Source organism: Mesorhizobium qingshengii, assembly GCF_900103325.1.
GTDB classification, from domain to species: domain Bacteria; phylum Pseudomonadota; class Alphaproteobacteria; order Rhizobiales; family Rhizobiaceae; genus Mesorhizobium; species Mesorhizobium qingshengii.
Genome location: NZ_FMXM01000002.1, coordinates 408,579 through 433,412 on the forward strand (window position 1 = coordinate 408,579; position 24,834 = coordinate 433,412).

Annotated in this window: 27 protein-coding genes and 1 tRNA gene; 8 read left to right on the forward strand and 20 right to left on the reverse strand. The window is 62.2% G+C overall.

The features are described 5' to 3' along the window. Window positions 1-7: 7 nt before the first annotated feature. Window positions 8-616: a flavin reductase family protein gene (locus tag BLS48_RS02045; protein ID WP_091575217.1), complete on the reverse strand. Its 609-nt coding sequence runs from the start codon at window positions 614-616 to the stop codon at window positions 8-10. Further along, the gene (locus BLS48_RS02050; RefSeq protein ID WP_091575218.1) at window positions 617-1,201 is read right to left on the reverse strand and encodes a nitroreductase family protein; all 585 of its coding nucleotides are present in this window, start codon (window positions 1,199-1,201) and stop codon (window positions 617-619) included. 155 nt (window positions 1,202-1,356) lie between these two features. Between BLS48_RS02050 and BLS48_RS02055 the strand changes: the two genes are divergently transcribed. Further along, window positions 1,357-2,319: a hypothetical protein gene (locus BLS48_RS02055; protein WP_091575220.1), complete on the forward strand. Its 963-nt coding sequence runs from the start codon at window positions 1,357-1,359 to the stop codon at window positions 2,317-2,319. A gap of 77 nt (window positions 2,320-2,396) precedes the next feature. On the opposite strand, the gene BLS48_RS02060 is transcribed toward BLS48_RS02055, so the two are convergent. From BLS48_RS02060 to BLS48_RS02080, 5 genes are all read right to left on the reverse strand, one after another. Continuing rightward, complete coding sequence (locus BLS48_RS02060) at window positions 2,397-3,335, reverse strand: lysophospholipid acyltransferase family protein (RefSeq protein WP_091575222.1); 939 nt, start codon at window positions 3,333-3,335, stop codon at window positions 2,397-2,399. Between the two features lie 83 nt (window positions 3,336-3,418). Further along, on the reverse strand, window positions 3,419-5,395 hold the full coding sequence (gene thrS / locus BLS48_RS02065; RefSeq protein WP_091575223.1) for a threonine--tRNA ligase: 1,977 nt from the start codon (window positions 5,393-5,395) through the stop codon (window positions 3,419-3,421). 237 nt (window positions 5,396-5,632) lie between these two features. Continuing rightward, window positions 5,633-6,460 (reverse strand): class D beta-lactamase, encoded by an 828-nt coding sequence (blaOXA, locus tag BLS48_RS02070; RefSeq protein WP_091575225.1) that lies wholly within the window; start codon window positions 6,458-6,460, stop codon window positions 5,633-5,635. Window positions 6,461-6,607: 147 nt separating this feature from the next. Beyond that, window positions 6,608-6,982 carry a membrane protein insertion efficiency factor YidD gene (gene yidD, locus BLS48_RS02075; protein WP_091575226.1) on the reverse strand — a complete coding sequence of 125 codons (375 nt, stop codon included), beginning with the start codon at window positions 6,980-6,982 and terminating at the stop codon, window positions 6,608-6,610. Between the two features lie 64 nt (window positions 6,983-7,046). After that, on the reverse strand, window positions 7,047-7,220 hold the full coding sequence (locus BLS48_RS02080; RefSeq protein ID WP_091575227.1) for a hypothetical protein: 174 nt from the start codon (window positions 7,218-7,220) through the stop codon (window positions 7,047-7,049). A 91-nt stretch (window positions 7,221-7,311) separates the two neighbouring features. Here BLS48_RS02080 and BLS48_RS02085 point away from each other — a divergent pair, with 91 nt between their 5' ends. Continuing rightward, window positions 7,312-8,235, forward strand: coding sequence for a LysR substrate-binding domain-containing protein (locus BLS48_RS02085; protein WP_091575229.1), 924 nt, complete (start codon window positions 7,312-7,314; stop codon window positions 8,233-8,235). Here BLS48_RS02085 and BLS48_RS02090 read toward each other — a convergent pair. Continuing rightward, window positions 8,232-8,678 (reverse strand): iron-sulfur cluster assembly scaffold protein, encoded by a 447-nt coding sequence (locus tag BLS48_RS02090; RefSeq protein ID WP_091575231.1) that lies wholly within the window; start codon window positions 8,676-8,678, stop codon window positions 8,232-8,234. The two genes, BLS48_RS02085 and BLS48_RS02090, sit on opposite strands and share 4 nt — an antisense overlap. Window positions 8,679-8,918: 240 nt before the next feature. Between BLS48_RS02090 and folE the strand changes: the two genes are divergently transcribed. The 3 genes from folE to BLS48_RS02105 all read left to right on the forward strand — a co-directional run bounded on the left by folE (window position 8,919) and on the right by BLS48_RS02105 (window position 11,162). Next, on the forward strand, window positions 8,919-9,554 hold the full coding sequence (gene folE, locus BLS48_RS02095; RefSeq protein WP_091575232.1) for a GTP cyclohydrolase I FolE: 636 nt from the start codon (window positions 8,919-8,921) through the stop codon (window positions 9,552-9,554). 93 nt (window positions 9,555-9,647) lie between these two features. Continuing rightward, the gene (gene hisI / locus BLS48_RS02100; RefSeq protein ID WP_091575627.1) at window positions 9,648-10,106 is read left to right on the forward strand and encodes a phosphoribosyl-AMP cyclohydrolase; all 459 of its coding nucleotides are present in this window, start codon (window positions 9,648-9,650) and stop codon (window positions 10,104-10,106) included. Between the two features lie 84 nt (window positions 10,107-10,190). Continuing rightward, window positions 10,191-11,162, forward strand: a complete 972-nt coding sequence (locus BLS48_RS02105) for a patatin family protein (protein ID WP_091575628.1) — start codon at window positions 10,191-10,193, stop codon at window positions 11,160-11,162. A 7-nt stretch (window positions 11,163-11,169) separates the two neighbouring features. On the opposite strand, the gene recJ is transcribed toward BLS48_RS02105, so the two are convergent. The 8 genes from recJ to BLS48_RS02145 form a co-directional block, all read right to left on the reverse strand. Then, window positions 11,170-12,954, reverse strand: a complete 1,785-nt coding sequence (recJ, locus tag BLS48_RS02110; RefSeq protein WP_091575629.1) for a single-stranded-DNA-specific exonuclease RecJ — start codon at window positions 12,952-12,954, stop codon at window positions 11,170-11,172. 87 nt (window positions 12,955-13,041) lie between these two features. Next, complete coding sequence (locus BLS48_RS02115; protein WP_091575234.1) at window positions 13,042-13,266, reverse strand: DUF6434 domain-containing protein; 225 nt, start codon at window positions 13,264-13,266, stop codon at window positions 13,042-13,044. 72 nt (window positions 13,267-13,338) lie between these two features. Continuing rightward, window positions 13,339-14,322, reverse strand: coding sequence for a class II fructose-bisphosphatase (glpX, locus tag BLS48_RS02120; protein WP_091575235.1), 984 nt, complete (start codon window positions 14,320-14,322; stop codon window positions 13,339-13,341). A 259-nt stretch (window positions 14,323-14,581) separates the two neighbouring features. Then, window positions 14,582-14,749, reverse strand: a complete 168-nt coding sequence (locus tag BLS48_RS02125; RefSeq protein WP_081293949.1) for a Thivi_2564 family membrane protein — start codon at window positions 14,747-14,749, stop codon at window positions 14,582-14,584. A gap of 71 nt (window positions 14,750-14,820) precedes the next feature. Then, a complete protein-coding gene (locus BLS48_RS02130; RefSeq protein WP_091575237.1) occupies window positions 14,821-15,177 on the reverse strand; it encodes a hypothetical protein in 357 nt (118 codons plus the stop codon). Window positions 15,178-15,311: 134 nt separating this feature from the next. Continuing rightward, the gene (locus BLS48_RS02135) at window positions 15,312-16,625 is read right to left on the reverse strand and encodes a homoserine dehydrogenase (RefSeq protein ID WP_091575239.1); all 1,314 of its coding nucleotides are present in this window, start codon (window positions 16,623-16,625) and stop codon (window positions 15,312-15,314) included. Between the two features lie 46 nt (window positions 16,626-16,671). Beyond that, window positions 16,672-17,889, reverse strand: a complete 1,218-nt coding sequence (locus BLS48_RS02140) for an LL-diaminopimelate aminotransferase (RefSeq protein WP_091575240.1) — start codon at window positions 17,887-17,889, stop codon at window positions 16,672-16,674. A 57-nt stretch (window positions 17,890-17,946) separates the two neighbouring features. Then, window positions 17,947-18,333: a hypothetical protein gene (locus BLS48_RS02145; RefSeq protein ID WP_091575242.1), complete on the reverse strand. Its 387-nt coding sequence runs from the start codon at window positions 18,331-18,333 to the stop codon at window positions 17,947-17,949. 98 nt (window positions 18,334-18,431) lie between these two features. Here BLS48_RS02145 and BLS48_RS02150 point away from each other — a divergent pair, with 98 nt between their 5' ends. From BLS48_RS02150 to BLS48_RS02160, 3 genes are all read left to right on the forward strand, one after another. After that, window positions 18,432-20,267 (forward strand): PHA/PHB synthase family protein, encoded by a 1,836-nt coding sequence (locus BLS48_RS02150; RefSeq protein WP_091575243.1) that lies wholly within the window; start codon window positions 18,432-18,434, stop codon window positions 20,265-20,267. 267 nt (window positions 20,268-20,534) lie between these two features. After that, entirely contained in the window at window positions 20,535-21,734 is a 1,200-nt protein-coding gene (locus BLS48_RS02155; RefSeq protein ID WP_244529489.1) for a YcbK family protein, read from the forward strand. Between the two features lie 223 nt (window positions 21,735-21,957). Further along, a tRNA-Glu gene (locus tag BLS48_RS02160) sits at window positions 21,958-22,032 on the forward strand. A 537-nt stretch (window positions 22,033-22,569) separates the two neighbouring features. Here the strand turns inward: BLS48_RS02160 and BLS48_RS02170 are convergent. From BLS48_RS02170 to BLS48_RS02180, 4 genes are all read right to left on the reverse strand, one after another. Beyond that, complete coding sequence (locus BLS48_RS02170) at window positions 22,570-22,860, reverse strand: hypothetical protein (RefSeq protein WP_143019379.1); 291 nt, start codon at window positions 22,858-22,860, stop codon at window positions 22,570-22,572. Between the two features lie 860 nt (window positions 22,861-23,720). Continuing rightward, window positions 23,721-23,978, reverse strand: coding sequence for a hypothetical protein (locus BLS48_RS35535; protein ID WP_167364884.1), 258 nt, complete (start codon window positions 23,976-23,978; stop codon window positions 23,721-23,723). A gap of 137 nt (window positions 23,979-24,115) precedes the next feature. Continuing rightward, complete coding sequence (locus BLS48_RS36530) at window positions 24,116-24,247, reverse strand: hypothetical protein (protein ID WP_280142499.1); 132 nt, start codon at window positions 24,245-24,247, stop codon at window positions 24,116-24,118. Window positions 24,248-24,371: 124 nt separating this feature from the next. Further along, entirely contained in the window at window positions 24,372-24,809 is a 438-nt protein-coding gene (locus BLS48_RS02180) for a hypothetical protein (RefSeq protein WP_091575252.1), read from the reverse strand. Window positions 24,810-24,834 lie beyond the last annotated feature (25 nt).

Here is a 24,834-nt window from a genome sequence, read left to right on the forward strand (position 1 = left end):
CTGAGGGTTAGTCCGTGCCCCAGCGCGGCCGGCGCATCGAAAATACCTCGTCGACGCTGGCATAGTCCATGTAGCCGAGACGAGCGACGTTGCCGGCCTTGGTGATGTCGAACAGGCCGTCTTTCAGGAAGGCATCGTCGATGTGCACGCCGACCACTTCGCCGGCGACAACGACTGCGCTCGTCGGCGTTCCATCGAGCCCCCTTGGCCGAAAGACTTCCGTCACCCGGCATTCGAGCGTTGCCGGTGCTGCCGCCACGCGTGGCGGCGCGACGAGGCGCGACGGCGCCATGGCAAGGTCGGCATAAACGAACTCATTGACGCCGCGCGGTGCGCTGACCGAGGTGCGGTTCATCTTCTCCGCGAGATCGCGACTGACGAGATTGGCGACGAACTCGCCTGTTTCCTGGGCGAAGGTAGCGCTGTCCTTCTCGCCTTCGGAGGAGAACCAGACGATGAAAGGCCGCGTCGAAACGGCGTTGAAGAAGGAGTATGGCGCGAGATTGATTTCGCCAGCCGCGTTCAGCGTCGAAATCCAGCCGATCGGACGCGGCGCCACGATCGCCTTCGACGGATCGTGCGGCAGCCCGTGGCCCTTTGACGGCTCGTAGAACATTCAGCCCACCCACGGCCCCGAATAGTCGCCGTAAAGCTTGGCCGGGTCGGGCCGTGGCCGCTCCGGTGCCGGGCCAGCATAGGAGCCGATATGGACAAAGCCAATGACGCGCTCCTGCGGCGCCAGCCCCAGCAGCGCCCTGCCCTCCGGCACATCGGAATACCAGTTGCTGATCATGTTGGTGCCATAACCCAGCGCGTTGGCTGATATCATCAGGTTCATCGCGGCCATGCCGCCAGACAGGAACATCTCCCATTGCGGGATTTTTGGATTCTCCCTCGGGATCGACACGACGCCGATCACCAGCGGCGCGCGTGAGAACCGCGCCAATTCCTGGTTGCGGCGGCCCTCCGGCAAAGGTCCTTCCCGCTGTTCAGCAAGGGCAGCCAGTTGTCTGCCGATCTCGACGCGCGCGTCGCCGCGGTAGAGGATGAAACGCCAGGGTTCGAGCCGGCCGTGGTCGGGCACACGTGAGGCGGCGGCGATCATCGTCGCGATGTCCGCGTCATTCGGCGCCGGCTCCTTGAGCTCCGGGATCGGCGCTGAATTTCGGGTCAGCAGGAAGTCGATGATCGGCGACGCCATGGGCGCAAGTCTCCTAGAACTCTTGTTTGAGCTGAAGCGCGCCATCGGGAACAGGGCGGCTCGGGCATTGGCGCGGGCGGCGCCGGACGGAAGAGTCCTGTCGATCGGACTCTTAAGCCTTGAAATTGCCACCGCCATGGGCTTCAACGCAAGGCATGTTCGAGGGGACACTGCGTCTTTTCCTGGTCTGGCTCTGTGCCGCGCTGTTCGTCGCGCCGGTTTCGATGGCTGTTGCACAGCAAAAGGACGGCGTCAGTGACCTGAAGCTGCCCGGCATTTCGAGCTATGCGACGCCGAAAAGCGAAACATCGCTCGCGCCCGGTGGTGGCGGCGCCATCACGCTGTCCGCCCAGCTGACCGACAAGGGTTCCGACATCACCCGTGGTATCGTCTGGCGCGTCTTCAAGCCCGAAGCCGTGAACGGCAAATTGCCGATGGTCGCTTCCGCGCATGGCGGCACCGCCGTCTTCCAGCTCGAACCCGGCAGCTATCTGGTTCATGCATCCTATGGCCGGGCCGGTGCCACCAAGCGCATCACCGTCGGCAAGGACACCAAGCGCGAAAACCTGGTGCTCGACGCCGGCGGGCTGAAACTTGACGCCGTGCTGTCCGGCGGGGTGCGAATCCCGCCCAAGAATCTGCGCTTTTCGATCTACGAAGGGCACGCCGAACCCAATGGCGACCGCGCGCTGATCATCCCCGACGTCGAACCCAACACTGTCGTTCGGCTCAACGCCGGCATCTACCACGTCGTCTCGACCTATGGCGCGGTCAACGCGGTCATCCGCTCCGACATCCGCGTCGAAGCAGGCAAGCTGACGGAAGCCACCGTCGAGCATCACGCCGCCGAGATCACGATGAAGCTGGTCCGCGAAACAGGTGGCGAGGCAATCGCCGACACGTCCTGGTCGCTGCTCAACGAATCCGGCGATCCGATCAAGGAAACCGTCGGCGCCTTCGCCTCTATGGTGCTGGCCGAGGGCGACTACACCATCATCGCCAAGAACCGCGACCGCATCTATCAGAAGGATTTTACGGTCGTGGCCGGACAGAACCAGGAAATCGAGGTTCTGGCCACCGAGGCAGCGGCGATGGACCCCGAGGAAGGTGCGGATTAGCCTTCTGCCGGACGCTTCCAAGCGGCAAATACCCGTTTCTTTGACCTTGTGGTCAGCACCATACGTGGATGCTGATTTCAGGCTGCCAGCTTGGTCCGCGCCGGCAGAAACGGAATCTTGCGACGCGCTGTGACTGGCGCCAGATCGAAGACGCCGCGATGAAGGCGGTTGAGCAATGCCTTGCGGTCGCGCAAAGGTTCCAGTTCGCTCCAGCTCAGCACATCGCCGACGCGCACGTCGATCGCCTTGCCCGACAGCCGCGCGAACTCGTGGATGAGCAGCGAAATGCGCAGCGTCAGCGAGGCCTTGCCAACGAATTTCGCCACCCGGCCGTCGCGCTCGGCCATGTTCATCGGGCCGCTGACCAGATGGAACAGCCGGCCGTTCTGCCCGGAAAAATGCATCGGAATGACCGACGCCCTGGCGTCCTGGACGAGACGCGCCGGAAACATCTTCCATGGCAGGTCGCGCGCACGGCCAAAGCCCTTCGGCGCCGTGGCGACACCACCGGCCGGAAACACCACGATGGTGACACCCTCTTTCAGCAGCCGCACCGCCTCGTGGCGCACGGCCATGTTGTTTTTCAACGCGTCCTTGGACTCGGAAAAGTCGATCGGCAGCGAATAGGGTTCCATCTCGCGGATCTTGAGCAGGTCCTTGTGGATCATCACCCGGAATGGGCGCCCCAACTGCTCGGCCAGCGAAAGCACGGCAATGCCATCCCCAATGCCGAACGGATGGTTGGCGACGATCACCAGCGGCGTATCCGGCAATTGCGCGGGCGGCCATTGATCGGCGGTCCGCACACGGACGTCGATCAGCTCGAGCATGCGGCTGAACACGCGCTCGCCGGTCGGCACGACCTGGCGGCGCCAGAAATCATAGAGCGCCGCATAGCGGTCGCGTCCCGACAGGCCTTCAATGGAATGGATGACCCACCGCGTCAGCGCCGGCTGGCGCGGATTGGCATAGGAAAGCTCGGGAAACGGTTTCTCGCGCGTCTTCAGTTTGAGCATGCGGGCTCGTTACAAGGTTGGCGTGACAAGGATATGAAAGTGGCGGTGGATCGCTCCACCGCCATGTCGTCGAGACTAGTGGATCAGGCAGCGCGTTTGCGCCGGCGGTCAGGCGTGATCGCTTCTTCGCTCAATTGTGCGATCGCCTCGGCAAGGCCAAGCGGTTCCTGGTCGCGCGAGCCCAGTCGGCGCATGTTGACCGTCTGTTCCTCCGCCTCGCGCTTGCCGCAGACGAGGATGACCGGAACCTTGGCCAGCGAGTGTTCGCGGACCTTGTAGTTGATCTTCTCGTTGCGCAAATCCGCTTCCGCCAAAAGCCCGGCGGCCTTCAGTTTCGCCACCACCTCGGTCGCATAGCCGTCGGCATCCGACGTGATCGTCGCCACCACCACCTGCAGCGGTGCGAACCAAAGCGGAAAATGACCGGAATAGTTCTCGATCAGGATGCCGAGGAAGCGTTCCATCGAACCGCAGATGGCGCGGTGCACCATCACCGGCTGCTTCTTTTCGGAATCCGAGCCGATGTAGAAGGCGCCAAAGCGCTCCGGCAGATTGAAGTCGACCTGCGTCGTGCCGCACTGCCATTCACGGCCGATGGCGTCCTTCAGCACATACTCGAATTTCGGCCCGTAGAAGGCGCCCTCGCCGGGATTGATCGAGGTCTTGATCCGATTGCCGGACCTCGTCCTGATCGTCTCCAGCACGCTGCCCATGATCGCTTCGGCGTGGTCCCACGCCTCGTCGGTGCCGACGCGCTTGTCCGGTCGCGTCGACAGCTTGACGCTGATTTCGTCAAAACCGAAATCGGCATAGGTCGACAGGATCAGGTCATTGATGCGCAGGCACTCCGACGCCAGCTGCTCCTCGGTGCAGAAGATGTGCGCATCGTCCTGCGTGAAGCCGCGCACGCGCATCAGCCCGTGCAGCGCGCCCGATGGCTCATAGCGATGGACATTGCCGAATTCCGCAAGTTTTACGGGCAGGTCACGATAAGACTTCAACCCATGCTTGAAAATCTGCACATGGCCCGGACAGTTCATCGGCTTCAGTGCGAAGACGCGGTCATCGTCGGTATCGTCCCCGGCGACCGTCACCTTGAACATGGCGTCGCGATACCAGCCCCAGTGGCCTGACGTCTCCCACAGGCTCTTGTCGAGCACCTGCGGCGCGTTAACCTCCTGATAGCCCTGCTCGTCGAGGCGGCGGCGCATGTAGTTGACCAGGTTCTGGAACATCCTCCAGCCCTTGGCGTGCCAGAAGACGACGCCCGGCCCCTCTTCCTGGAAATGGAACAGGTCCATCTCGCGGCCGAGCTTCCGGTGGTCGCGCTTCTCGGCCTCCTCCAGCATCGTCTGGTAGGCTTCGAGCTGCGCCTGGTCGGCCCACGCGGTGCCGTAGATGCGCGTCAGCATCGGATTGTTCGAGTCGCCGCGCCAATAGGCGCCGGCCACCTTCATCAGCTTGAAGGCGTTGCCGATCTGGCCGGTCGAGGCCATGTGCGGGCCACGGCAGAGGTCGAACCAGTCGCCTTGCGCATAGATCTTGAGATCCTGATCCTCGGGAATGGCGTCGATCAGCTCGAGCTTGTAGCGCTCGCCCTTCTCGGCGAAGACCTTCTTCGCCTTGTCACGCGACCAGACTTCCTTGGTGAACGGCTTGTTACGCGCGATGATCTCGCGCATCTTCTTCTCGATCACCGGGAAATCGTCTGGCGTAAACGGCTCGTTGCGGGCGAAATCGTAGTAGAACCCGTTCTCGATCACTGGCCCGATCGTCACCTGCGTCCCCGGCCACAGCTCCTGCACGGCTTCCGCCAGCACGTGGGCGGCGTCGTGGCGGATGAGCTCCAGTGCGCGCGCATCGTCACGGGTGACGATCTCGACCTTGCCGGACTTGCCGAGCGGGTCGGAAAGGTCGCGCACGGTGCCATCGATGGCGTAGGCTACGGCCTTCTTGGCCAGCGACTTCGAGATCGATTCGGCAAGACCAGCGCCGGTCATCGCCGCGTCGTAATCGCGGACGGAGCCATCGGGAAATGTCAGGGAAACGGAATTCAGCATTTGTATCTCCTATCCAGTCCCGCAAACGAGCGCGGGTGGTTAAAATGCAGGTCGCCCAAAGCGTGCAGCGGCTTTGGGCTACGACATGCATTGGGGTAAAGCCGGATGCGTCCGACAGCGGGCGGGTTTTAGAGGCAGTGCCGCGCCAGGTAAAGAGCGCTGATTGGCCTGGCAGTCAGGAAATGTCGCTAGAGGTGTCGCCGGGCGATTTTTCCAGGCTTGCGCCGAAGCGCAGGCTTATTTGATGAGCTGCGGCAGGTCTTTCAGGAATCCGGCCCGCGTCTTGAGGCCCTTGGGCATGTCGGTCCGTTTCGTGTCGACAACGAGCCTTGCAAACACAATCTGGCGGCCGTCCTTTTGCGCCCAGCCGACGAACCAGCCGAGCGAGCGCTTGTCCTGGATCTTGTCGGCATCGTTGGCCAGCCTGGTGCTGCCGGTCTTGCCTTGCACCGTCCAGGCTCCCGCCTGGAAGGTCGGGATGATGGCATTGGTCATGTCATAGGCCTTGGCCGAAACCGGCAGCTTGCGGGCAAGCAGTTTGCGCAGGAAATCGACCTGCTCGACCGGTGTGATCTTGAGCGAGGAATTCACCCAGGATTGGGTCAGGCCATCATTCTTGCCAGGGGTGCCGGAAACGTCGGCGTTGCCGTAGTCGAACTTCGAGACATAGCCGGCAAGGCTCTGCGGCCCAAGCCTGCGGGTGACTTCACGCGAATACCAGAGGATCGAATCCTTTTCCCAGATCGTCGGATCGACGGTCTTCTGATCCCGCTTCACCGCATTGAACTCGTCCTTGTAATCCCAACTCGGCGTGTGCGCGTCACTCAGGATCCCGGCATCATAGCCAATCAGCGACAGCGGCACCTTGAACGTCGAGGCCGGGCTGAACCGCTGGTCGCACACCCCGTCCTGGTAGAGCGTCTTGCCGCTCGCCGCGTCGGCGATCAGCGTGCAGCGGACATCCCCCAGCGGCGCCGATTGAGCGCGCATCGGAAATCCCAGCAACCAGGCAAGCAGGAACAGGATTCCGGCAAAGATGAAGGGAAGACGGTCGACGTTGCGCATTTTGAGGCTCGCTCCAGAAGGGGGTCGCGAGTGGCTTAGCGAGGTCTCTTGTCTCGATTTTGTCTCAAATGCGCAGTCTTTGTGCAGGCTTGCGTTAACCCTACCGGATCGTAAATGCGCACTGCCGCCGGGGCTTGACCGGCGCCATCAGCCCTGCGCTTTGCCGTGCTTGCTGCCGATCCGCCAATAGCGCCAGGGCATGAACCAGACGTAACGATCCGCCAGCGCCTCCGGCACAAGGTCGATGCCACGCGTGCCGAATGGCCCGCAGCGCAGCACCCGGAAAAATCCCATCCAGCCGCCGGCCCACAGGCCATGGCGGGCGATTGCCTCATGCGCATATTCGGAACAGGTCGGCAGGTGCCGGCAGGAATTGCCGACAAAGCCGGACAGCGTGAGCTGGTAAAGGCGCACAAGCGACGTGCCGAGGAGACGCCCGGGCGTCTTGCGCCACGGGCCAGGCCAATTGCGCCCGCGCCTCGGCCGTCCGGCGATATGCGCATGCCCATGTTGGTCGCGCACCGCATTCTCCGTATCGCGTTTCCAAACGGATAGATGTGGACTTCGGCCGGAGAACGCAATCCCCTCACCTACCCTGCCATCGCGGACGGGAGCGGCGAAACGGATGCCGGTCGCCCGAAGGTGCCCAGCGCCCAGGACTGGCCGGCTCTTCATGGCGCTTTGCATGCAGCCGTTCGTCATGCCATTGAAACGTTGCGACCCGCATGACATCACCAAAGATGCTCAGGAACTGGATCATGACCGTGTCTCCTTTGACGCGATTAGATCGCCACTGGCTCTCGCCTTCAAACGAGTATAATTTCCACTACGGATAATCTGAGGTTATGCGAATGAAGCGCGGACGCTTGCCGCTGACGGCATTGAGGAGCTTCGAGGTGGCGGGCCGGCATCTGAGCTTCAGCAGGGCCGCCGAGGAGCTTTTTGTCTCGCAGGCGGCGATCAGCCGGCAGATCCGCGAGCTCGAAATCTTCCTGCGTCAGCCCCTGTTCGAACGTCACCACCGCCGCGTCGAACTGACCGATGCAGGCCGGCGTCTGCTCGCCCAATTGGTCCAGAGTTTTGACGACATCGACAGACTGCTTTCGGAATTGGTCACGGTCCCGGCGCAGTCCGTGGTTCGCGTCAGCGTCGAACCCTCACTTGCATCCGTGTGGCTCGTGCCACGGCTCAATCGATTTCGCGAATTGCGACCCGATATCGACGTTTCCCTCGAAGTCGATCCAAGGCTGATCGAGTTCCGCGGCGATCAGCCCGAACTTGCCTTGCGCTTCAGCGCGCATGCCGCCTCGTGGCCACACAGCGAGGCTGAGCGACTTGCATCGACAGTCGATTCACCGGTTCTGTCGCCGGCGCTGCTCGCCTCGGGTCCTGCCCTTGAGAAGCCGATCGACCTTGGTCGCTACACGCTTTTGCACGAGGAAAACCGGCAGGGCTGGGCGCGCTGGTTTGAAGCAGCCGGCGTTCCCGCCGATGCCGTGCCCGCGCGCGGTCCCATGCTGGCCGATGCGTCACTTTCAAAGCAGGCCGCCCTGCTCGGGCATGGCGTGGCGCTGGGCGATCTCTTGCAGATCGGCGAGGAAATCGCATCCGGCGCCTTGATCAAGCCGTTCGACATCGATGTCGCCTCCGGCGCTTATTGGCTGGTGGCCAGGAGTTTGAGGAATCTATCGGAGCCGGCCGCGGCATTCGCCGACTGGGTCCGGAGCGAATTTGCCGAAAGCAGGCGCGCGCCGGATTTAGGGGATCCCGCCTAAGCCGCTTCTTCGGCGCGCTTCTTCTCGATCTGGCCGATCGCGTCGACCACGGCGTCGAAGGTCAGCATGGTCGAGGCATGGCGCGCCTTGTAGTCGCGCACCGGCTCCAGATACTTCAGGTCGGCGAAGCGGCCGTCAGGCGGGGCGCCATTCTCCTTCAGCATCTTCAGCATGGTGTCGCGCACCGCGCGCAATTCTTCGGCGCTGGCGCCGACGACATGCTGCGCCATGATCGAGGATGACGCCTGACCCAGCGCACAAGCCTTCACGTCATGGGCAAAGTCGGTGACCACGCCATCCTCCATCGTGAGGTCGATGGTGACGGTCGAGCCGCACAGCTTGGAATGCGCCTTCGCGGTCGCGTCGGGATGGTCGAGCCGGCCGATGCGCGCGATGTTTCCGGCAAAACCGAGAATTTTCGCATTGTAGACGTCGTTGATCATTATTTTCCAATCCGTCGCCGCCCAGCGAACAGCGATTGCCGCTGCCGTGTCTTCCTTTCGCTCGTCATGACCATATATAATGCTGGCAGTCCGGTATCGACAAGGCAGCGAAAGCCAGCGTCATTGCCGGGAAGTTCACGCCGCTTACGGGGCTGGAAACGGGGCGAGTTTCCGACGCCGAAAGGTCGTGGTCCGTTCAACTCGTTCCTCCGCCGAGAGGAACTACGGGAGACGCCTTTTATGGATGCCGTTATCAAGAAACTCATGCCCCAGTCCGCCTACATGGAAAAACCGGTCACCGACCGACCGAGCGAAGCTGAGGTCGAGGCTGCCGTGCGCACGCTTTTGCGCTGGACCGGCGACAATCCGGACCGTGAGGGGCTCGTCGACACACCGAAACGCGTGGCCAAGGCCTATCGCGAAATGTTTGGCGGCTACGACATGTGCCCGGCCGAGGAACTTGGCCGCACCTTCGAGGAGGTTGCCGGTTATGACGATCTGGTCATCGTCAAGGACATAAGTTTCCATTCGCATTGCGAGCATCACATGGTGCCGATCATCGGCAAGGCGCATGTCGGCTATCTGCCCGACGGCAAGGTCGTTGGCCTGTCCAAGATCGCGCGCGTCGTCGATATCTTCGCCCATCGCCTGCAGACGCAGGAAGCACTGACCGCGCAGATCGCTGGCGTCATCCAGGATGTGCTCAATCCCCGTGGCGTCGCCGTCATGATCGAGGCCGAGCACATGTGCATGGCCATGCGCGGTATCCGCAAGCAGGGTTCCACCACCCTCACCTCGACCTTCACCGGCGTCTTCAAGGACACTCCCGATGAGCAGGTTCGTTTCGTCACCATGGTGCGCGGCGGCGGGGTCTGATCGGTTTCCCGCCGGCTTCGCCTGACCATGATCCCGAAAAGGGGAGACCGGTTTTCGGAAACGATCATGGTCAAACAGGAAAATGAACCGGCGATGTCGGCACTGGAATTTCCGAAAGCTCCATCAGACAAGAAAGCGCTGGAGGAAGGCACTGTCCTCTCGCCGCGCTTTGATGCCGCCGGCCTCGTCACTGTGGTCGTCACCGATGCCGAAGATGGCATGCTGTTGATGGTGGCGCACATGAATGCGCAGGCGCTGGCGCTGACGCTGGAAACCGGCATCGCCCACTACTGGTCGCGCTCGCGCAACGCACTTTGGAAGAAGGGCGAAACCTCGGGCAATTTCCAGCATGTCGTCGAGATACGCACCGACTGCGATCAGGACGCATTGTGGCTGCGCGTCAAAGTGTTGGGCCACGATGCAACCTGTCACACTGGTCGGCGTTCATGCTTTTATCGGACGGTGGGGCTGATCGACGGCAAGGCGACGCTTGCCGGCGACGGCAGCAAGCCGCTGTTCGATGCGGAAAATACGTATCGGAAGCCTTTGTGAACCATTCAATATTCACAAACCACTCATATTCACTATTCTCAAACGGACTTCCTGTAGAAAGGGAGTGGGACAAGGGAGATTATGGTGCTCGAGTGGGCGTCATTGCGTAACAGACCAGACGTTCGGGAAGCCAACGGCCTCTCTTCGTCGGGCGGCGCGTCCGAACCAAAACCTGCAAAGAAAACAGGCATTTCGCTCGCCTTGGGTGGCGGTTGTGCCAGAGGCTGGGCCCATATTGGCGTGCTGCGCGCGCTCGATGAAGCCGGTATCGAGCTCTCGATGATCGCCGGCACTTCGATCGGCGCGCTGGTCGGCGGCTGTTACCTCGCCGGCAAACTGGATGAGCTGGAAGACTTCGCCCGCAGCCTGACCAGGCGGCGCATCTTCGGTCTGCTCGACCTCAATCTGCGCGGCAGCGGCCTGTTCGGCGGCATGAAGCTGGACGCCCGCCTGCGTGAACATGTGGCCGGTGTTCGTTTCGAGGATCTGCCCAAGCCCTTCGTCGCCGTCACGTCGGAGATCCGCACCGGCCATGAAATCTGGTTGTCGAGCGGTTCGCTGATCACTGCCATGCGCGCTTCCTATGCGCTGCCTGGCGTGTTCGAGCCGGTAAACTGCAACGGCCGCGTGCTGGTCGACGGTGCACTGGTCAACCCGGTTCCGGTTTCGGTCTGCCGCGCCTATGAGCAGCCGCTCGTTGTGGCGGTCAACCTTCACTATGATCTGTTCGGCCGCGCCGCCGTCATCAAGCACAGCGCCGGCGAGCTGGTCGTCGAAAAGGACGCGCCGAGGCCCGGCCAGGTCGACACGGAACGCCAGTCCCGCGAGACACGGCTCGGCATTACCGGCGTCATGGTCGAAGCCTTCAACATCATCCAGGACCGCATATCGCGCGCCAGGCTTGCCGGCGATCCGCCTGACATGTCGCTGCAGCCGAAGCTCAGCCATATCGGCCTGACCGAATTCCATCGCGCCGACGAGGCGATCCGTCTCGGCTATGAGGCAACGATGGCGCAGATCGGCGAACTGACGCGGCTGCAGACCGTTCTCGCCTGATCAAACCCTACGCGCGGGCCGCGTCGACAATGCGAAATTGCACCGTTCGGTTGCCGTTCCAGTAGTTGCCTGAGAGCGAGCCGGCGACATGCACCGTCTTGCCCCGGTTCTTGAACAGGAATTCGCCAAGTGCCGTATCGACGGCGCGGAAGGCGATTGCCTGGATGCGGCCGCCACTTTCCGACTGCAAGTCGACGCGAATGTGGTTGGTGCCGACCGGCCTGGCGTCGGCCAGCCGATGACGCGGCAGCACAAAGACGGGTGCCGCATGCCCGGCACCGAAGGGTCCCGCCTGCTCCAGCGCGTCGAGCAAACCAACCGTCGCGCCTTCGGCGGCCAGCGCGCCATCGATCGCCAGGCATTCCTCGCCTTGCAGCCGGAACACATCGGCCGCCGCCCGCTCTTCGAAAAACGCCCTGAGCTCGCCAAGTCTCGAGCGCTCCACAGTGATGCCGGCCGCCATGCCATGGCCGCCACCCTTGACGATCAACCCGGCATCGGCGGCTTCTCGCACCAATCGGCCGAGGTCGAAACCCGATACCGATCGGCCCGAACCGGTGCCGACGCCATTGGCATTGAAGGCGATGGCGAAGGCCGGCCGCCGCGCGTGATCCTTCAGCCGTGAAGCGAGCAGGCCGACAATGCCCGGATGCCAGTTGTTGCTGGCGGTGACGACGATCGCCGGGCCATTGCCACCGGCAAGTTCGGCATCAGCCTCGGCGCGCGCCGCCGCCAGCATCTCCTGCTCCATCAGCTGCCGTTCCTGATTGAGCCGGTCGAGCGTTTCGGCAATGGTGCGAGCCTCGACTGGATCGTCGGTGGCAAGCAGGCGGCTGCCAAGTGCCGCATCGCCAATGCGCCCTCCGGCATTGATGCGCGGGCCGATGAGATAGGCCAGATGGAAGGTGCTGATCGGCTCGCCGATACGCGAAACCCGGGCGAGTGCCGCCAGCCCTTGGTTCTTTTGCTGGCGCGCCATTTGCAGCCCTTTGACCACGAAGGCGCGGTTGACGCCGATGAGCGGTACCACGTCGCAGACGGTCGCAAGTGCCACCAGATCGAGCAGCGAAAGCAGGTCCGGCGGCTCAGCGTCGGCCATACGGCCACGCAGGATCTTCGCCGTCTGCACGAGGGTGAGGAAGACGACGCCGGCTGCGCACAGATGGCCCTGCCCGGAAAGGTCGTCGTCGCGGTTGGGATTGACGACAGCGATTGCCGCCGGCAACGGACCGCCAACCTGATGGTGATCGAGCACGACGACATCGGCGCCGGCCGCATTGGCGGCATCGATGGAAGCGGCGCTGTTGGTGCCGCAATCGACAGTGACGATCAGTGTCGCGCCGCGCGAAACGAGTTCGCGCATGGCGTCCGGATTGGGACCATAGCCCTCGAAAATGCGATCCGGAATATAGATTTCCGACGGCACTGAGAAATGCGCGAGAAAACGCTTCAGCAAGGCCGACGAGGCGGCGCCGTCGACGTCATAGTCGCCGAAGATCGCCACCTTCTCCCTGGCTATCACCGCAGCGGCGATGCGGGCCGCTGCCCTGTCCATGTCGGTCAGCGATGCCGGATCCGGCAGCAGGTCGCGGATCGTCGGATAGAGAAACCGCTCGGTCTGCTCGGCGGTGACGCCGCGACCGGCAAGCACGCGCGCGACAATGTCGGGCACGCCATGGCCTTGCGCGATGGCGAGCGCAATCATGTCCTGCCGCTCGGTCAGCCGGTGCTCCCAGGAGACGCCGGTAGCCGACTGCCTGACGTCGAGGAAGAGGCGCCGTTCGCCGGTCATGCGGTTTGCCAACTCATATGTGGCCGCAGGATAGGCCAAGGGCAGGCAAAGCCAAGCGGTTCGCGGTGATGGGAGACCTCAAGAAAACTACGCTTTCCGCTTTTCAGCCTGGCGCCGAAGCCATTCGTCCGCGGCATCCCCGATCGTCTTTTGCGCCCCGTCCTTGAGCCAGGCCATGAAAGGTCGGTCGAACCTGAACCCATCGCCGCATTCGCGGGTGAGAAAGCGACGCACGTTCTGGGTGTTGCGATAGGATTTGGTGATGGCCGTGGCACGCGAGATCGGGTCGGCGTGCCAGTCGAACGGTTTCATCGCCAGGTCCTTACAGCCAGCATCGGATGCAACCAGATGGCTAACGACTGCGACGTGGCATCGCAAGCCGGTCTAGAACTTATCCAGATCCTGGTGCCGGGCCTTGATCTCGCGCACGGTCCGCGACGACGAGCGCAACACGATCGTGTGGGTGGTGATGTAGGTGCGGCCGAACTTCACCCCCGCCAGCATGTTGCCGTCGGTGACACCAGTGGCCGCGAACAGCACGTCGCCGCGTGCCATGTCTTCCGCACGATAGACCCGCTTCGGATCGGAAATACCCATTTTCGCGGCGCGCGCGACCTTCTCGGGGGTATCGAGGATCAGCCGGCCCTGCAACTGGCCACCGGTGCACCGCAGCGCCGCCGCGGCCAGCACCCCTTCTGGTGCGCCGCCGGTGCCGAGATAGATGTCGATGCCGGTTTCCTCGGGATCGGTGGTGTGGATGACGCCGGCGACATCGCCGTCGCCGATCAGCCGGATCGCGGCACCCGTGGCGCGCACGGCGTCGATCAGCTTGGCATGGCGTGGCCGGTCGAGGATGCAGGCGGTGATGTCCGAAACCGCGACGCCCTTGGCCCGGGCGAGGCTTGCGATGTTCTCGGCCGGCGAGGCATCGATGTCGATGACGCCATCGCCATAGCCTGGTCCGATGGCGATCTTGTCCATGTAGACGTCGGGCGCGAACAGCAGACTGCCCTTCTCGGCGATCGCAATGACGGCGAGCGCGTTGGGCAGGTTCTTGGCGCAGATCGTCGTGCCCTCGAGCGGATCGAGCGCGATGTCGACGGCCGGACCCTTGCCGGAACCAACTGCCTCGCCGATGTAGAGCATCGGCGCCTCGTCCCGCTCGCCCTCGCCGATCACCACGGTGCCCCTGATGGAAAGCCGGTTGAGCTCCTGGCGCATGGCATCCACGGCGGCCTGGTCGGCCGCCTTCTCGTCGCCGCGACCGCGCAACCTCGCGGCGGCGACAGCGGCCCGTTCGGTGACGCGCACCAGCTCCATGGTGAGTATCCGGTCAAGACCGGCGACGATGTTCTGGGCCACATTCATTTCGGCAGATCCTCGCTTGCACGCCGCCTCCCGCCGGAGGCGCGTCTCTTTTGTCAAACGAGCATGACAACGGCAAGACCTGCCGAGAGTTTTATCGAATAACCAGGAATATCAATCGATTAAACCACATTATTGAAATGCGTCCGGGCCGGTCGGGAAGAACCGGGCCGGTCTGAAAAAGTGAAAATCATGATGGGTTACCGGTCGGCTGCCTGACCCCATCACAGCCAGCTGCGACGCATTGGCGCGCTTCGCTCGCCTAGAAGACCGCGAGATATTTGAGCAGCGAAATGATGCCAATGATGATGACGATGATCTGGACGATCTGCCTCATCCTGGCGTCGAGCGGCAGACGCTGAACCAGATAGAGAACGAGAATGATCACAAGGAACGTGATCAGGATGCCTATCAACATCGATGAAGCCATGGTGCCCTCCTGGAAATGATTTATTGAGAACGAGAAAATGAGCCGGCAAAGCCGGCTCTATCGGGACGCCATCAATACCAGCGGCGCGGCGTGTCGTTCATCGACTGGCCAATCGCGAGCCCAGCCAGAAAGCCGAGCAGGCCGATTACACCAACCACGGCTGTCGTCGTGCCAGGATTCTCACGCGCGACTTCCGACACCGCCTGGGCCTGAGTGCGCAACTGCTGGGCGGTTCGCGACGCGCGGCTAGCCGCGGTATCGTAGAAATCGGAAGCCTGCTCGCTGGCGTCGTCCAGCATTTCCGCGCTGCGCGCCGAAATGCTCTTGTTGATCTTGGTGATCTCCTTGCGCAGTTCGGCGATCTGCTTTTCCAGCGCCTTCTGAATGTCGTCGATATGGGGGGTGTCGGACTTGTTGGTATCGGCCATGAAGCGGTTCCTTTGGGTTGCTGACCAAGAGAACGGCGCCGAGGCGAATTCGTTCCGGCATATCGCGGCTGTTTGCCATCGCACCGAGGTGCGATACCAGCGCGATCTTGCCCGCGCTGCGGCCCGACTGGAAGCTACCCTGCCCGCTCGATGCGGATAACCTGCGGCTTGTCGGTCAGGTGACCATCCTTGGTGATGCCGTCGACGGCCTTGCGCACGGCGGCCTCGGTCGTCTCGTGAGTCACGAGGATCACCGTCTTCTGCGCCGCAGCCTCCCCGCTGACGGCGTGCTGGACGATCGATTCCAGCGAGATATCGTTGTCGGCCATGCGCTTGGCGATCGCCGCGAACACGCCGATGCGGTCGTGCACCGTCAGGCGGATGAAATAGCCGCCGGCATGGCTGCGCATCTGCGCCTTCTTGTAGGGTTTCAGTTCCTTCGCCGGCCGGCCAAAGACCGGGCCATGCTGGAAGCCGGGCCGGCTCTTGGCGATGTCGGCGATGTCGCCGATAACGGCCGAGGCTGTGGCGTTGCCGCCGGCGCCGGGGCCGGAGAGCAGCAGTTCGCCCAGTATGTCGGTCTCGATCGCCACCGCATTGGTGACGCCATGCACCTGCGCGATGACCGAGGCCGTTGGCACCATGGTCGGGTGCACGCGCTGCTCGATGCCGCTTTCGGTACGCTGGGCGACACCAAGCAGCTTGATCCGGTAGCCGAGATCGCCGGCCGCCCGGATATCCGCCTGGGTGATATTGGAAATGCCTTCCATATAAATGTCGCTGGCGGCGATCTTCGTGCCGAAGGCAAGGCTGGTCAGGATCGACAGCTTGTGCGCGGTATCATGGCCCTCGATGTCGAAGGTCGGATCGGCCTCGGCATAGCCCAGCCGTTGCGCGTCCTTCAGGCAAGCATCGAACGAGATGCCCTCGGCCTCCATGCGGGTGAGGATATAGTTGCACGTGCCGTTGAGAATGCCGAACACGCGGGTGACCGAATTACCGGCCATCGCCTCGCGCATCGTCTTAATGACGGGAATACCGCCCGCCACCGCCGCTTCGTAGTTGAGCAGCACGCCACGCTTCTCGGCGATCTCGGCCAGCGCAACACCATGCTTGGCGAGCAGCGCCTTGTTGGCGGTGACGACATGATGGCCGGCTTCGAGCGCCGCCTTCACCGCGGCGCGCGCCGGCCCCTCGTCGCCGCCGATCAGTTCGACGAAAACATCGATATCGGCGGCCTGCGCCATCTTGACTGGATCGTCGAACCATTTCGCCGATCCGAGATCAACGCCGCGATCGCGTTTCTTGTCGCGCGCCGAGACCGCGGTGACGATGATATCGCGCCCGCACTGCCGGGTCAGTTCCGCCGCCTTGTCGCGCAGCACACGCGCCACCGAAGCGCCAACCGTGCCAAGACCGGCAATTCCAACACGCAGTGCTTCAGCCATAGCCGGCGACGTCCTTCAACTCAGATCGAAATTGTGTGCGAAAAACCTACCGGTGTGCGGAAAGCGGCACCACGTTGTTGGGTTGCTTGGCGCTGGTCGACAGGAAGCGCTTGATGTTGCGCGCCGCCTGCCTGATCCGGTGCTCGTTCTCGACCAGCGCGACACGCACGAAATCATCGCCATGTTCGCCAAAGCCGACACCGGGCGCCACCGCCACGTCGGCGTGCTCGATGAGCAGCTTGGAGAATTCGAGCGAGCCGAGATGACGGAACGGCTCAGGAATCGGCGCCCAGGCGAACATCGAGGCCGCGGGCGCGGGAATGGTCCAGCCGGCCCGGCCGAAGGCATCGACCATCACGTCGCGACGCTTGTGGTAGATGTCACGCACCTCGGCGATGTCGGCGCCGTCACCGTTGAGCGCATGCGCGGCCGCCACCTGGATCGGCGTGAAGGCGCCATAGTCGAGATAGGATTTCACTCGCGTCAGCGCCGAGATCAGCCGCTCGTTGCCAACGGCAAAGCCCATGCGCCAGCCGGGCATGGAAAAGGTCTTCGACATCGAGGTGAACTCGACGCAGACGTCGATCGCGCCCGGCACCTGCAGCACTGAAGGCGGCGGATTGCCGTCGAAATAGATCTCCGAATAGGCAAGGTCGGAAAGGATGATGATGTCGTTCTTCTTCGCGAACGCCACCACGTCCTTGTAGAAATCGAGCGAAGCGACCAGCGCCGTCGGGTTCGACGGATAGTTGAGGATCAGCGCCAGCGGCTTCGGGATCGAATGGCGAACACCGCGCTCGAGCGCCGGGATAAAGCCGTCATCGGGCTCCACCTGCAGCGAGCGGATGACGCCACCCGACATGATGAAGCCGAAAGCGTGGATCGGATAGGTCGGATTGGGGCACAGGATCACGTCGCCCGGGGCGGTGATCGCCTGCGCCATGTTGGCGAAGCCCTCTTTCGAACCCAGTGTCGCCACCACTTGCGTGTCCGGATTGAGTTTCACGCCGAAGCGGCGGGCATAGTAGTTGGCCTGGGCGCGACGCAGGCCCGGAATACCGCGCGAAGAGGAATAACGATGGGTGCGCGGATCGCGCACGACCTCGCAAAGCTTGTCGACGATCGCCTTGGGGGTCGGCAGGTCCGGATTGCCCATGCCGAGGTCGATGATGTCGGCGCCGCGCGAACGGGCGCTGGCCTTGAGCCGATTGACCTGCTCGAAGACGTAAGGCGGAAGCCGGCGGACCTTGTGAAATTCTTCCATGGCAGTTCCAGACATCACTTGGTGTTTGGGGGGCGCGTTTGCGCGCGCCCTATATACTCATTTGCAGGTAGGGTCGAGGGTCGGGTCGCATTTGCCTTCGATCTGCCTCAGCGTTTCGCCGCCGTGTTTCTTGGCAAGATCCTTGAGCGCCGCCTGGTCGGTGACCTTGGGACCGCCGCCTTTCGCGCCCTGCGCGTTCTCATCCGCCTTCAATTGCGCAAGCTTGGCGTTCTTCTCGGCTTCGGTGAACTGCGGTGCCGCCACCTGGGGCTTGATGTTCAGGTTTGGAAAGGTGCCGGTGTCCTTCGGCCCCATGCCCGCCGCGACGGGCCCCGGGCCGTTGGTGCTCGAACATCCGGCAATCCCCAGAAGGATGATTGCCGCGCCGATGCGCAGAAAACGTCCAGCGCCGAAAAAAACAGTCTCGCCAATATTAATCGTCATATTGTTTCCTTGGCAGCCGAGGTAGAGCGAGATTGGACCCGGTCGGATGTCCCATGTTAATATGTCAAGAAAACGCTTCGGGAGGAACCCCGCGAACCATGTCCAAGACACCCGATTCGGGCAAAGCGGAAGATGACGAGCCTTCGACCGTCGAGCAATATCTGGTGAAGGACCCGGAACGCTTCGCCCTGAACATGGCGCGCATGATTGAGCAGGCCGGCAAGGCTGCTTCCGCGTGGGCTGAGCCGCGCGAAAAAGGCGAGGTGCGCGACAGCGTCGCCGAGCCGGTTGTCGACATGGTGAAGACCTTCTCCAAGCTCAGCGAATACTGGCTTTCCGATCCGCAGCGCGCGCTGGAAGCGCAGACGCGGCTGTTCTCCGGCTACATGACTGTCTGGGCCAACGCCATTCAGCGCACCAGCAACGCCGCCGAAGGCACTGAAGACGCCGTCAAGCCGGAACGCGGCGACAAGCGCTTCCTCGACCCCGAATGGGGCCGCAACGCCTTCTTCGATTTTCTCAAGCAGACCTATCTCGTCACCTCGCGCTGGGCGGCCGACCTGGTTGAGCACGCCGATGGCCTGGACGAGCACACCCGCCACAAGGCCGGCTTCTATGTCAAGCAGGTGTCCAACGCCATCTCGCCGTCGAATTTCATCCTGACCAACCCGGAATTGTTTCGCGAAACCGTCGCCTCGAACGGCGAAAACCTGGTGCGCGGCATGAAGATGCTGGCCGAGGACATCGCCGCCGGCAAGGGCGATCTGAAGCTGCGCCAGGCCGACTATTCGCCCTTCGAGATCGGCAAGAACATCGCCACCACTCCCGGCAAGGTGGTTGGCCGCAGCGATGTCGCCGAGATCATCCAATACGATCCCGCGACCGAGATGGTGCTCAAGCGGCCGCTGCTGATCTGCCCGCCTTGGATCAACAAGTTCTACATCCTCGATCTCAATCCGCAGAAGTCCTTCATCCGCTGGGCTGTTGAACAGGGCCACACCGTCTTCGTCATCTCCTGGATCAACCCGGACGAGCGCCACGGCACCAAGAGCTGGGAAGCCTACATACGCGAAGGGCTGCAATACGGCCTCGACACGATCGAGAAGGCCACCGGCGAAAGGGACGTCAACGCGATCGGCTATTGCGTCGGCGGCACGCTGCTGGCGGCGGCACTGGCGCTGATGGCACAAGAGGGCGACGACCGCATCAAGTCGGCCACCCTCTTCACCACGCAGGTCGACTTCACCCATGCCGGCGACCTGAAAGTCTTCGTCGACGAGGAACAGGTCGCGGCGGTGGAAAAATCGATGAGCGAAAAGGGCTATCTCGACGGCACCAAGATGGCGACCGCCTTCAACATGCTGCGTTCGGGCGACCTGATCTGGCCTTATGTCGTCAACAACTACATGCGCGGCAAGGATCCCCTGCCCTTCGACCTGCTCTACTGGAATGCCGATTCGACCCGCATGGGCGCGGCCAACCACTCTTTTTATCTGCGCAACTGCTATCTCGAGAACAACCTTTCACGCGGCACGATGGAACTGGCGGGGCACACGGTGTCGCTCGCCGACATCACCATTCCGGTCTACAACCTCGCCTCCAGGGAAGATCACATCGCGCCGGCCCTCTCCGTTTTCCTCGGCTCGAAATATTTCGGCGGCAAGGTCGACTACGTCATGGCCGGGTCGGGCCATATCGCAGGCGTCGTCAATCCGCCGGCATCCAAGAAGTATCAGTACTGGACCGGAGGGACGCCGACGGGCGACTTCGACCAGTGGGTTGCCGGGGCCACCGAACATCCAGGATCCTGGTGGCCGCACTGGCAAGACTGGATCGAGGCCAAGGACAACACCCGCGTGCCGGCTCGCAAACCCGGCAAGCATATGAAAACCTTGGGGGATGCTCCCGGTACCTATGTGAAGGTGCGTGTGTAACGGACTGTAATGTCTGGTGAGTTGACGGACCGGCAAAAGCGGGCGAAATGGTGTCGTCAACCTTCAAGCGGCCGCAATTCGTCAATCGCTGCAAAAATACTTCCAGGCTTGCTGATTTGACACAGGTCTCGTTTCCGGATCGGAGACAAAGGTACTCGACGCGACGTTTCAGTGCCGCGCCAAGGATATACCGACCGGACATCGAGGGGGAATTTGGCTTTGAAATCAGCAGGATGGAGCCTCGCAAAGGGAGAACGTCGCGCCATCATGGCAGCGCTCTGTTCCGTGCTTCTGGCTTCCTGCACCTCGGCTGGCGACCCGACAATGTCGGTTGGAATGCCGGGTTACAGCGCTACCGCATCGGACATAAGCGCGGCCTCGAGCGTCAAGGCGACCACTGTCGCCGATTCGTCGCAGGTCACCACCGAGCAGACGACCGTGATGACGGCAAGCGATACGGCGCTTCCCGAGACGGTCGCCTATGTACCAATAACGAACCCCCAGGCCGCCTTTCCGCTGACTCCTCCGGCGGGCGCCGAAACGATCGCGGGAAACACGCCGCAGTCATTGCAGCAGCCGGCACAGCCGGCGCGGGAGAACGATGCGGTCGCGCAACAGATTGCCGCCGCCGATGCAGGCGTGACCGCGCCAAAACCCGCAGCCGCGCCGGCGATGAACAATCCGGTCTACGTGACGGCTGGCGAGATGCCACAGTCGCCGCAGGTCGAAGCACCCAAGAAAAAAGGCTTCCTGGCCTCGATGTTTGGCGCCACGCCCGCCTCGGCGACGCCGCTCATCAACACCAGGTCGGCTGAGCTGCCCGCAGCGCAGGCCAAGCCGGCGCCAGCACCGGCAAAGCCGATCATCACGCTGGCCTCGGCCAATTCCACGGCAAAGCCGGTGCAACTGGCCTCGATCGGGGGCGATACCGGTCACATCACCGGTATCGATGCCCTGCCCGGCGTGCGCCAGACGGCCCTGTTCGAAATCAAGCGCAAATCCGGCCTCGACGACGAAAGCGACGTCGACCTCAATGAGGACGAGGGCACGGGCGCCGGGGCCTATCAGGTCGCGTCCGCCGCCGGAATGGCCCGGCTGGCGCCCAACGGATTGCTCAAGCAGAACGAGAGCGTCGACGTGGCGTGCCTGAAGCCCTCGCTGGTTCGGGTGCTGAAGACGATCGAAGGCCACTACGGCCGCAAGATGACGGTGACGTCAGGCTATCGCGACCCGGCCCGCAACCGCCGTGCCAACGGTGCCAAGAATTCGCTGCACATGTATTGCGCCGCCGCCGACATCCAGGTCCCCGGCGTTTCGAAATGGGAGCTGGCAAGCTATATCAGAAGCATGCCCGGCCGCGGCGGCGTCGGCACCTACTGCCACACCGAATCTGTGCACGTCGATGTCGGACCCGAGCGCGACTGGAACTGGCGTTGCCGCAGGCGCAGCGGCGGTGGCGACGGCTAGCAGCAACCTCGTCATCCCAGGGTGAAGCAGGAGCGAGGCTCCGTCGCGGAGACCTTGGAATCCATGCCGTAACCTTGGCCGAGAATGCAGCCGGGCAGAGACCGGCACCTTGGCGGACCTGGCGAAACGGCTGGTTTGACAGGCTGGAAAAAAGTTGTCCAAGGCGGCAACTGACGGGTTGCCGGTTGCGCACAACGCCAGTATAAGCCGCTTTCATCTGAACGCGCCCATCGTCTAGCGGTCAGGACACCGCCCTTTCACGGCGGTAACAGGGGTTCGATTCCCCTTGGGCGTACCAGAGATTTCAAGCACTTAGCGAAAACCTGCCAGCCTCTGTCCAACGTTTGGCCAATTTCCTTTCCGGCATGAGCAGACCCGGCGTGGCGCCATTTTGATTTCCAAGAGTTTCCTGCGACTATCGGCAGGTCCGGGCGACATACGCGCGACATGGAGGGGCTTTGCTTGGAGGATGGTGGATCTAAGGGAAATGCTCAAGACCGAGGCCGCAGAGTTGGCTTTCACTGAGGAACGGACGGCCGGAAAACTACGGCGCAAGCTTGCCCTTCACGATGAAACTGGGGCAAAATTGAAATCCAATCTGGACAACGCTGCCTCTGCGGCTGGCCGCATGCACAGGTATCAGCCCATCATTGACGAGACGCCACAATGTCCGCGCTGTTGGATATCGCGAGCAAAGCACGAGCCCATGGTTGGCCAAGGCAGCGGTGGCAAAAACGATTTGTTCAAGTGCCGCGAATGCGGGCACGAGGTGCCCTTCCTACCGTAAAAGCCCGCCACCGTGAGGCAGCGGGCTAGGTAACAACTCTGCTACCAATCAGTGGCGACCGGCTGGAGCTTGTAGAAACTGAGCGACCCCTTCCGCGTCGTCGGCACTATTATTGGTGCTGCAACCCCGCAGGATGGCGGCGGCGATCTGGAGCATGTCGGACCGGCTCCCTACCAGTTTCGACACAATGGCGTTTTCTGTGGTGCCATCATGGGTGCAGCGCTGCGCTACGAGCAACGTCAGCCTGATATTCTCGCCCAAGAATTGGAGAGGGGCAGAGCCTGTTACAAAGGTATCGGGAACGCAAAAGGGTTCGACGGTTGGAATATGAGCGTTCATCACATTAAGTCCTCTGGGTATAGACCAGCTTACCAGTGACCGGTGTCCCAGCCGCACGCAGGGACCGCCAAGGCTTCGTGCGCCTCAGCAGCACCTTCGATTCAATCGATATTCCTGCTTATCGCGGTCCGGGTTGCCAAGCCCACGGACAAGATGCGCTTGTTCGATTATATTTCAAGTCCTCCTTTTGGGGGCGAAGGTATATGGGGGCCGAGTAATGAGTCAGATTTATTCCGACAGCACTCCGCCAACGGATTGGCCCAAGAACGTCAGAATGATCAGCATCAACGGGCTTGATCACATCGGTGTCGATCCAAGGACAAACGCACTTGTATCATTTTAATACAATCCTCAATTGGTAGACTCGCGCGGCGCATCGGCAGTTAGTGCTTCCCGGCCGAAGGAGGGAAAGGGCCGCAAACTGGGAGAAAACGATGCCCGCACACAAAGAGGACTATCGAACTAACCGAGCCGACTACGCCATTGCTGCGACGCGTGGCCGCCCCCTCGCCGAGGCTGGCGATCGCGAAGCGCTACTGGCAAGCAAAAAGAAGTCCCTCTGGCTGAAACAGCGGCGGTCACTCAAGTTGGCTGAGAACCCAATGGATAGCTCGCCGCTGCCCAAAAGAACATCTCGCGGGTAGGTGGCCCGGCGCTGCCCATTTCCCTCTGCTCAAATCGGCAAGCGCGCCCTTACTGGGTCGGGTGCTTGAGCGTTTCTGCCTCGACGCTCCGTCCGTCCCAAGAAGCCATAGACTGACACCGCGACAAGGCGCATAGTTCGCTCATGTCGCTGCCTCAACGCACCGATCTTTCGAACGACAATGGCAAACCGATCTGGCGGCGGCTACCACAGCCCTTCACGCGGCCGTCAGGGGGCTAGATGCGCCCGTTGAAGAGCTGGCCAGAAAAATCAAAGCGCCCGTTGAGGGAGCGTGCAGCATAAGCGCGCTTCCTACCACCCCTTCACCTTCGGCGTGATCTCCTCGACACGCACCTTGTCGCCGATCTCCTTGCCATCGCCAGGGCTTCGCCTTGTCTTTCGTGGTCATCACCGTGCGCCAGTGCGGCTTCTCAAACACGCTCACGACGTAGGTCGTTGCCGGCTTGTCGGTCATCGCGTCCCCTGTGGTCAGTTGAAAGCCCGCGCCTCTGGCGGAGAACGCGGGCCGATCAGGGTTACCTGATCTTCAGCAGGCAATGGAGGGCACCGCCCGCTGCCAGGCCGAAACTTTCAGATGCGGCTAATGTTCCGTCAAGCCGTCCGATCGAAAGTCGGTTTCCGGTCGCGGTTTCGGCGGGCGTTGATGCCGTCATAGTCGGGAACGCATGTGATGCGAACCGTTTCGCGAGCTGCGAGGGTGTCGGCGAGGATCTTGTGGGGCATGGCGATCTCCATTGAAGGGGTCGCCGCAACGAAGGATTATATTCCTGAGCTGGATCGGGGCCCGCTGCCGTGCGGTTGATACGGGCCGAGCGGCAGCGGGGCTTCTCGGGCTTTCGAAAACGACTCAGGCCGGGATCAAAAGAGCAATTCGATGGATGCCAACCACGCTGCTGATGTTGGTGGCTTTGTCCGACTTCCCCTTGCCGCAACTGTAGATTCCGCCGTCTTTGACCGTGTAGGCGGGTATGCCCTTCTTTTCTATTTTGAACTCACCGGCAATGACGTGGCAGATCATGTCCATGTCCATCAAAGGCTGATCGTCGGGATCAGAAACTCCAGGTTGATAGATGACATCGATTATCTTGATGCTCTTATAGGCACTGATCTGCGACTCCTGCTCCCCGACTTCCACCATTCGTCGTCCATGTCCCATGTCGATGCCGTCAGTGGCGCCATAGGTGGGAGCTGCCGCCTCCGCCGGCGCTGCCAGTGAAAATACGGGTGTCGCGGCTGTCACGGCGAGACCAAATTTAAGGGCTGATCTGCGATTAAGGTGTTCCATGTAACGGTCCTCCCTTTAAGCAGTA

What these genes read in the sequence shown, in the direction of transcription:
- BLS48_RS02050 (WP_091575218.1), bottom strand. Translation starts at nt 1,201, where the DNA reads ATGGCGTCGCCGATCATCGACTTCCTGCTGACCCGAAATTCAGCGCCG.
- BLS48_RS02060 (WP_091575222.1), bottom strand. Translation starts at nt 3,335, where the DNA reads ATGCTCAAACTGAAGACGCGCGAGAAACCGTTTCCCGAGCTTTCCTAT.
- BLS48_RS02080 (WP_091575227.1), bottom strand. Translation starts at nt 7,220, where the DNA reads ATGATCCAGTTCCTGAGCATCTTTGGTGATGTCATGCGGGTCGCAACG.
- thrS (WP_091575223.1), bottom strand. Translation starts at nt 5,395, where the DNA reads ATGCTGAATTCCGTTTCCCTGACATTTCCCGATGGCTCCGTCCGCGAT.
- BLS48_RS02085 (WP_091575229.1), top strand. Translation starts at nt 7,312, where the DNA reads ATGAAGCGCGGACGCTTGCCGCTGACGGCATTGAGGAGCTTCGAGGTG.
- BLS48_RS02155 (WP_244529489.1), top strand. Translation starts at nt 20,535, where the DNA reads ATGGCAGCGCTCTGTTCCGTGCTTCTGGCTTCCTGCACCTCGGCTGGC.
- blaOXA (WP_091575225.1), bottom strand. Translation starts at nt 6,460, where the DNA reads ATGCGCAACGTCGACCGTCTTCCCTTCATCTTTGCCGGAATCCTGTTC.
- BLS48_RS02140 (WP_091575240.1), bottom strand. Translation starts at nt 17,889, where the DNA reads ATGGAAGAATTTCACAAGGTCCGCCGGCTTCCGCCTTACGTCTTCGAG.
- BLS48_RS02170 (WP_143019379.1), bottom strand. Translation starts at nt 22,860, where the DNA reads ATGAACGCTCATATTCCAACCGTCGAACCCTTTTGCGTTCCCGATACC.
- BLS48_RS36530 (WP_280142499.1), bottom strand. Translation starts at nt 24,247, where the DNA reads ATGCCCCACAAGATCCTCGCCGACACCCTCGCAGCTCGCGAAACGGTT.
- BLS48_RS02090 (WP_091575231.1), bottom strand. Translation starts at nt 8,678, where the DNA reads ATGATCAACGACGTCTACAATGCGAAAATTCTCGGTTTTGCCGGAAAC.
- recJ (WP_091575629.1), bottom strand. Translation starts at nt 12,954, where the DNA reads ATGACCGGCGAACGGCGCCTCTTCCTCGACGTCAGGCAGTCGGCTACC.
- BLS48_RS02180 (WP_091575252.1), bottom strand. Translation starts at nt 24,809, where the DNA reads ATGGAACACCTTAATCGCAGATCAGCCCTTAAATTTGGTCTCGCCGTG.
- BLS48_RS02130 (WP_091575237.1), bottom strand. Translation starts at nt 15,177, where the DNA reads ATGGCCGATACCAACAAGTCCGACACCCCCCATATCGACGACATTCAG.
- BLS48_RS35535 (WP_167364884.1), bottom strand. Translation starts at nt 23,978, where the DNA reads ATGACCGACAAGCCGGCAACGACCTACGTCGTGAGCGTGTTTGAGAAG.
- hisI (WP_091575627.1), top strand. Translation starts at nt 9,648, where the DNA reads ATGTCGGCACTGGAATTTCCGAAAGCTCCATCAGACAAGAAAGCGCTG.
- BLS48_RS02045 (WP_091575217.1), bottom strand. Translation starts at nt 616, where the DNA reads ATGTTCTACGAGCCGTCAAAGGGCCACGGGCTGCCGCACGATCCGTCG.
- BLS48_RS02115 (WP_091575234.1), bottom strand. Translation starts at nt 13,266, where the DNA reads ATGAAACCGTTCGACTGGCACGCCGACCCGATCTCGCGTGCCACGGCC.
- BLS48_RS02055 (WP_091575220.1), top strand. Translation starts at nt 1,357, where the DNA reads ATGTTCGAGGGGACACTGCGTCTTTTCCTGGTCTGGCTCTGTGCCGCG.
- BLS48_RS02125 (WP_081293949.1), bottom strand. Translation starts at nt 14,749, where the DNA reads ATGGCTTCATCGATGTTGATAGGCATCCTGATCACGTTCCTTGTGATC.
- BLS48_RS02145 (WP_091575242.1), bottom strand. Translation starts at nt 18,333, where the DNA reads ATGACGATTAATATTGGCGAGACTGTTTTTTTCGGCGCTGGACGTTTT.
- glpX (WP_091575235.1), bottom strand. Translation starts at nt 14,322, where the DNA reads ATGAATGTGGCCCAGAACATCGTCGCCGGTCTTGACCGGATACTCACC.
- BLS48_RS02135 (WP_091575239.1), bottom strand. Translation starts at nt 16,625, where the DNA reads ATGGCTGAAGCACTGCGTGTTGGAATTGCCGGTCTTGGCACGGTTGGC.
- BLS48_RS02150 (WP_091575243.1), top strand. Translation starts at nt 18,432, where the DNA reads ATGTCCAAGACACCCGATTCGGGCAAAGCGGAAGATGACGAGCCTTCG.
- folE (WP_091575232.1), top strand. Translation starts at nt 8,919, where the DNA reads ATGGATGCCGTTATCAAGAAACTCATGCCCCAGTCCGCCTACATGGAA.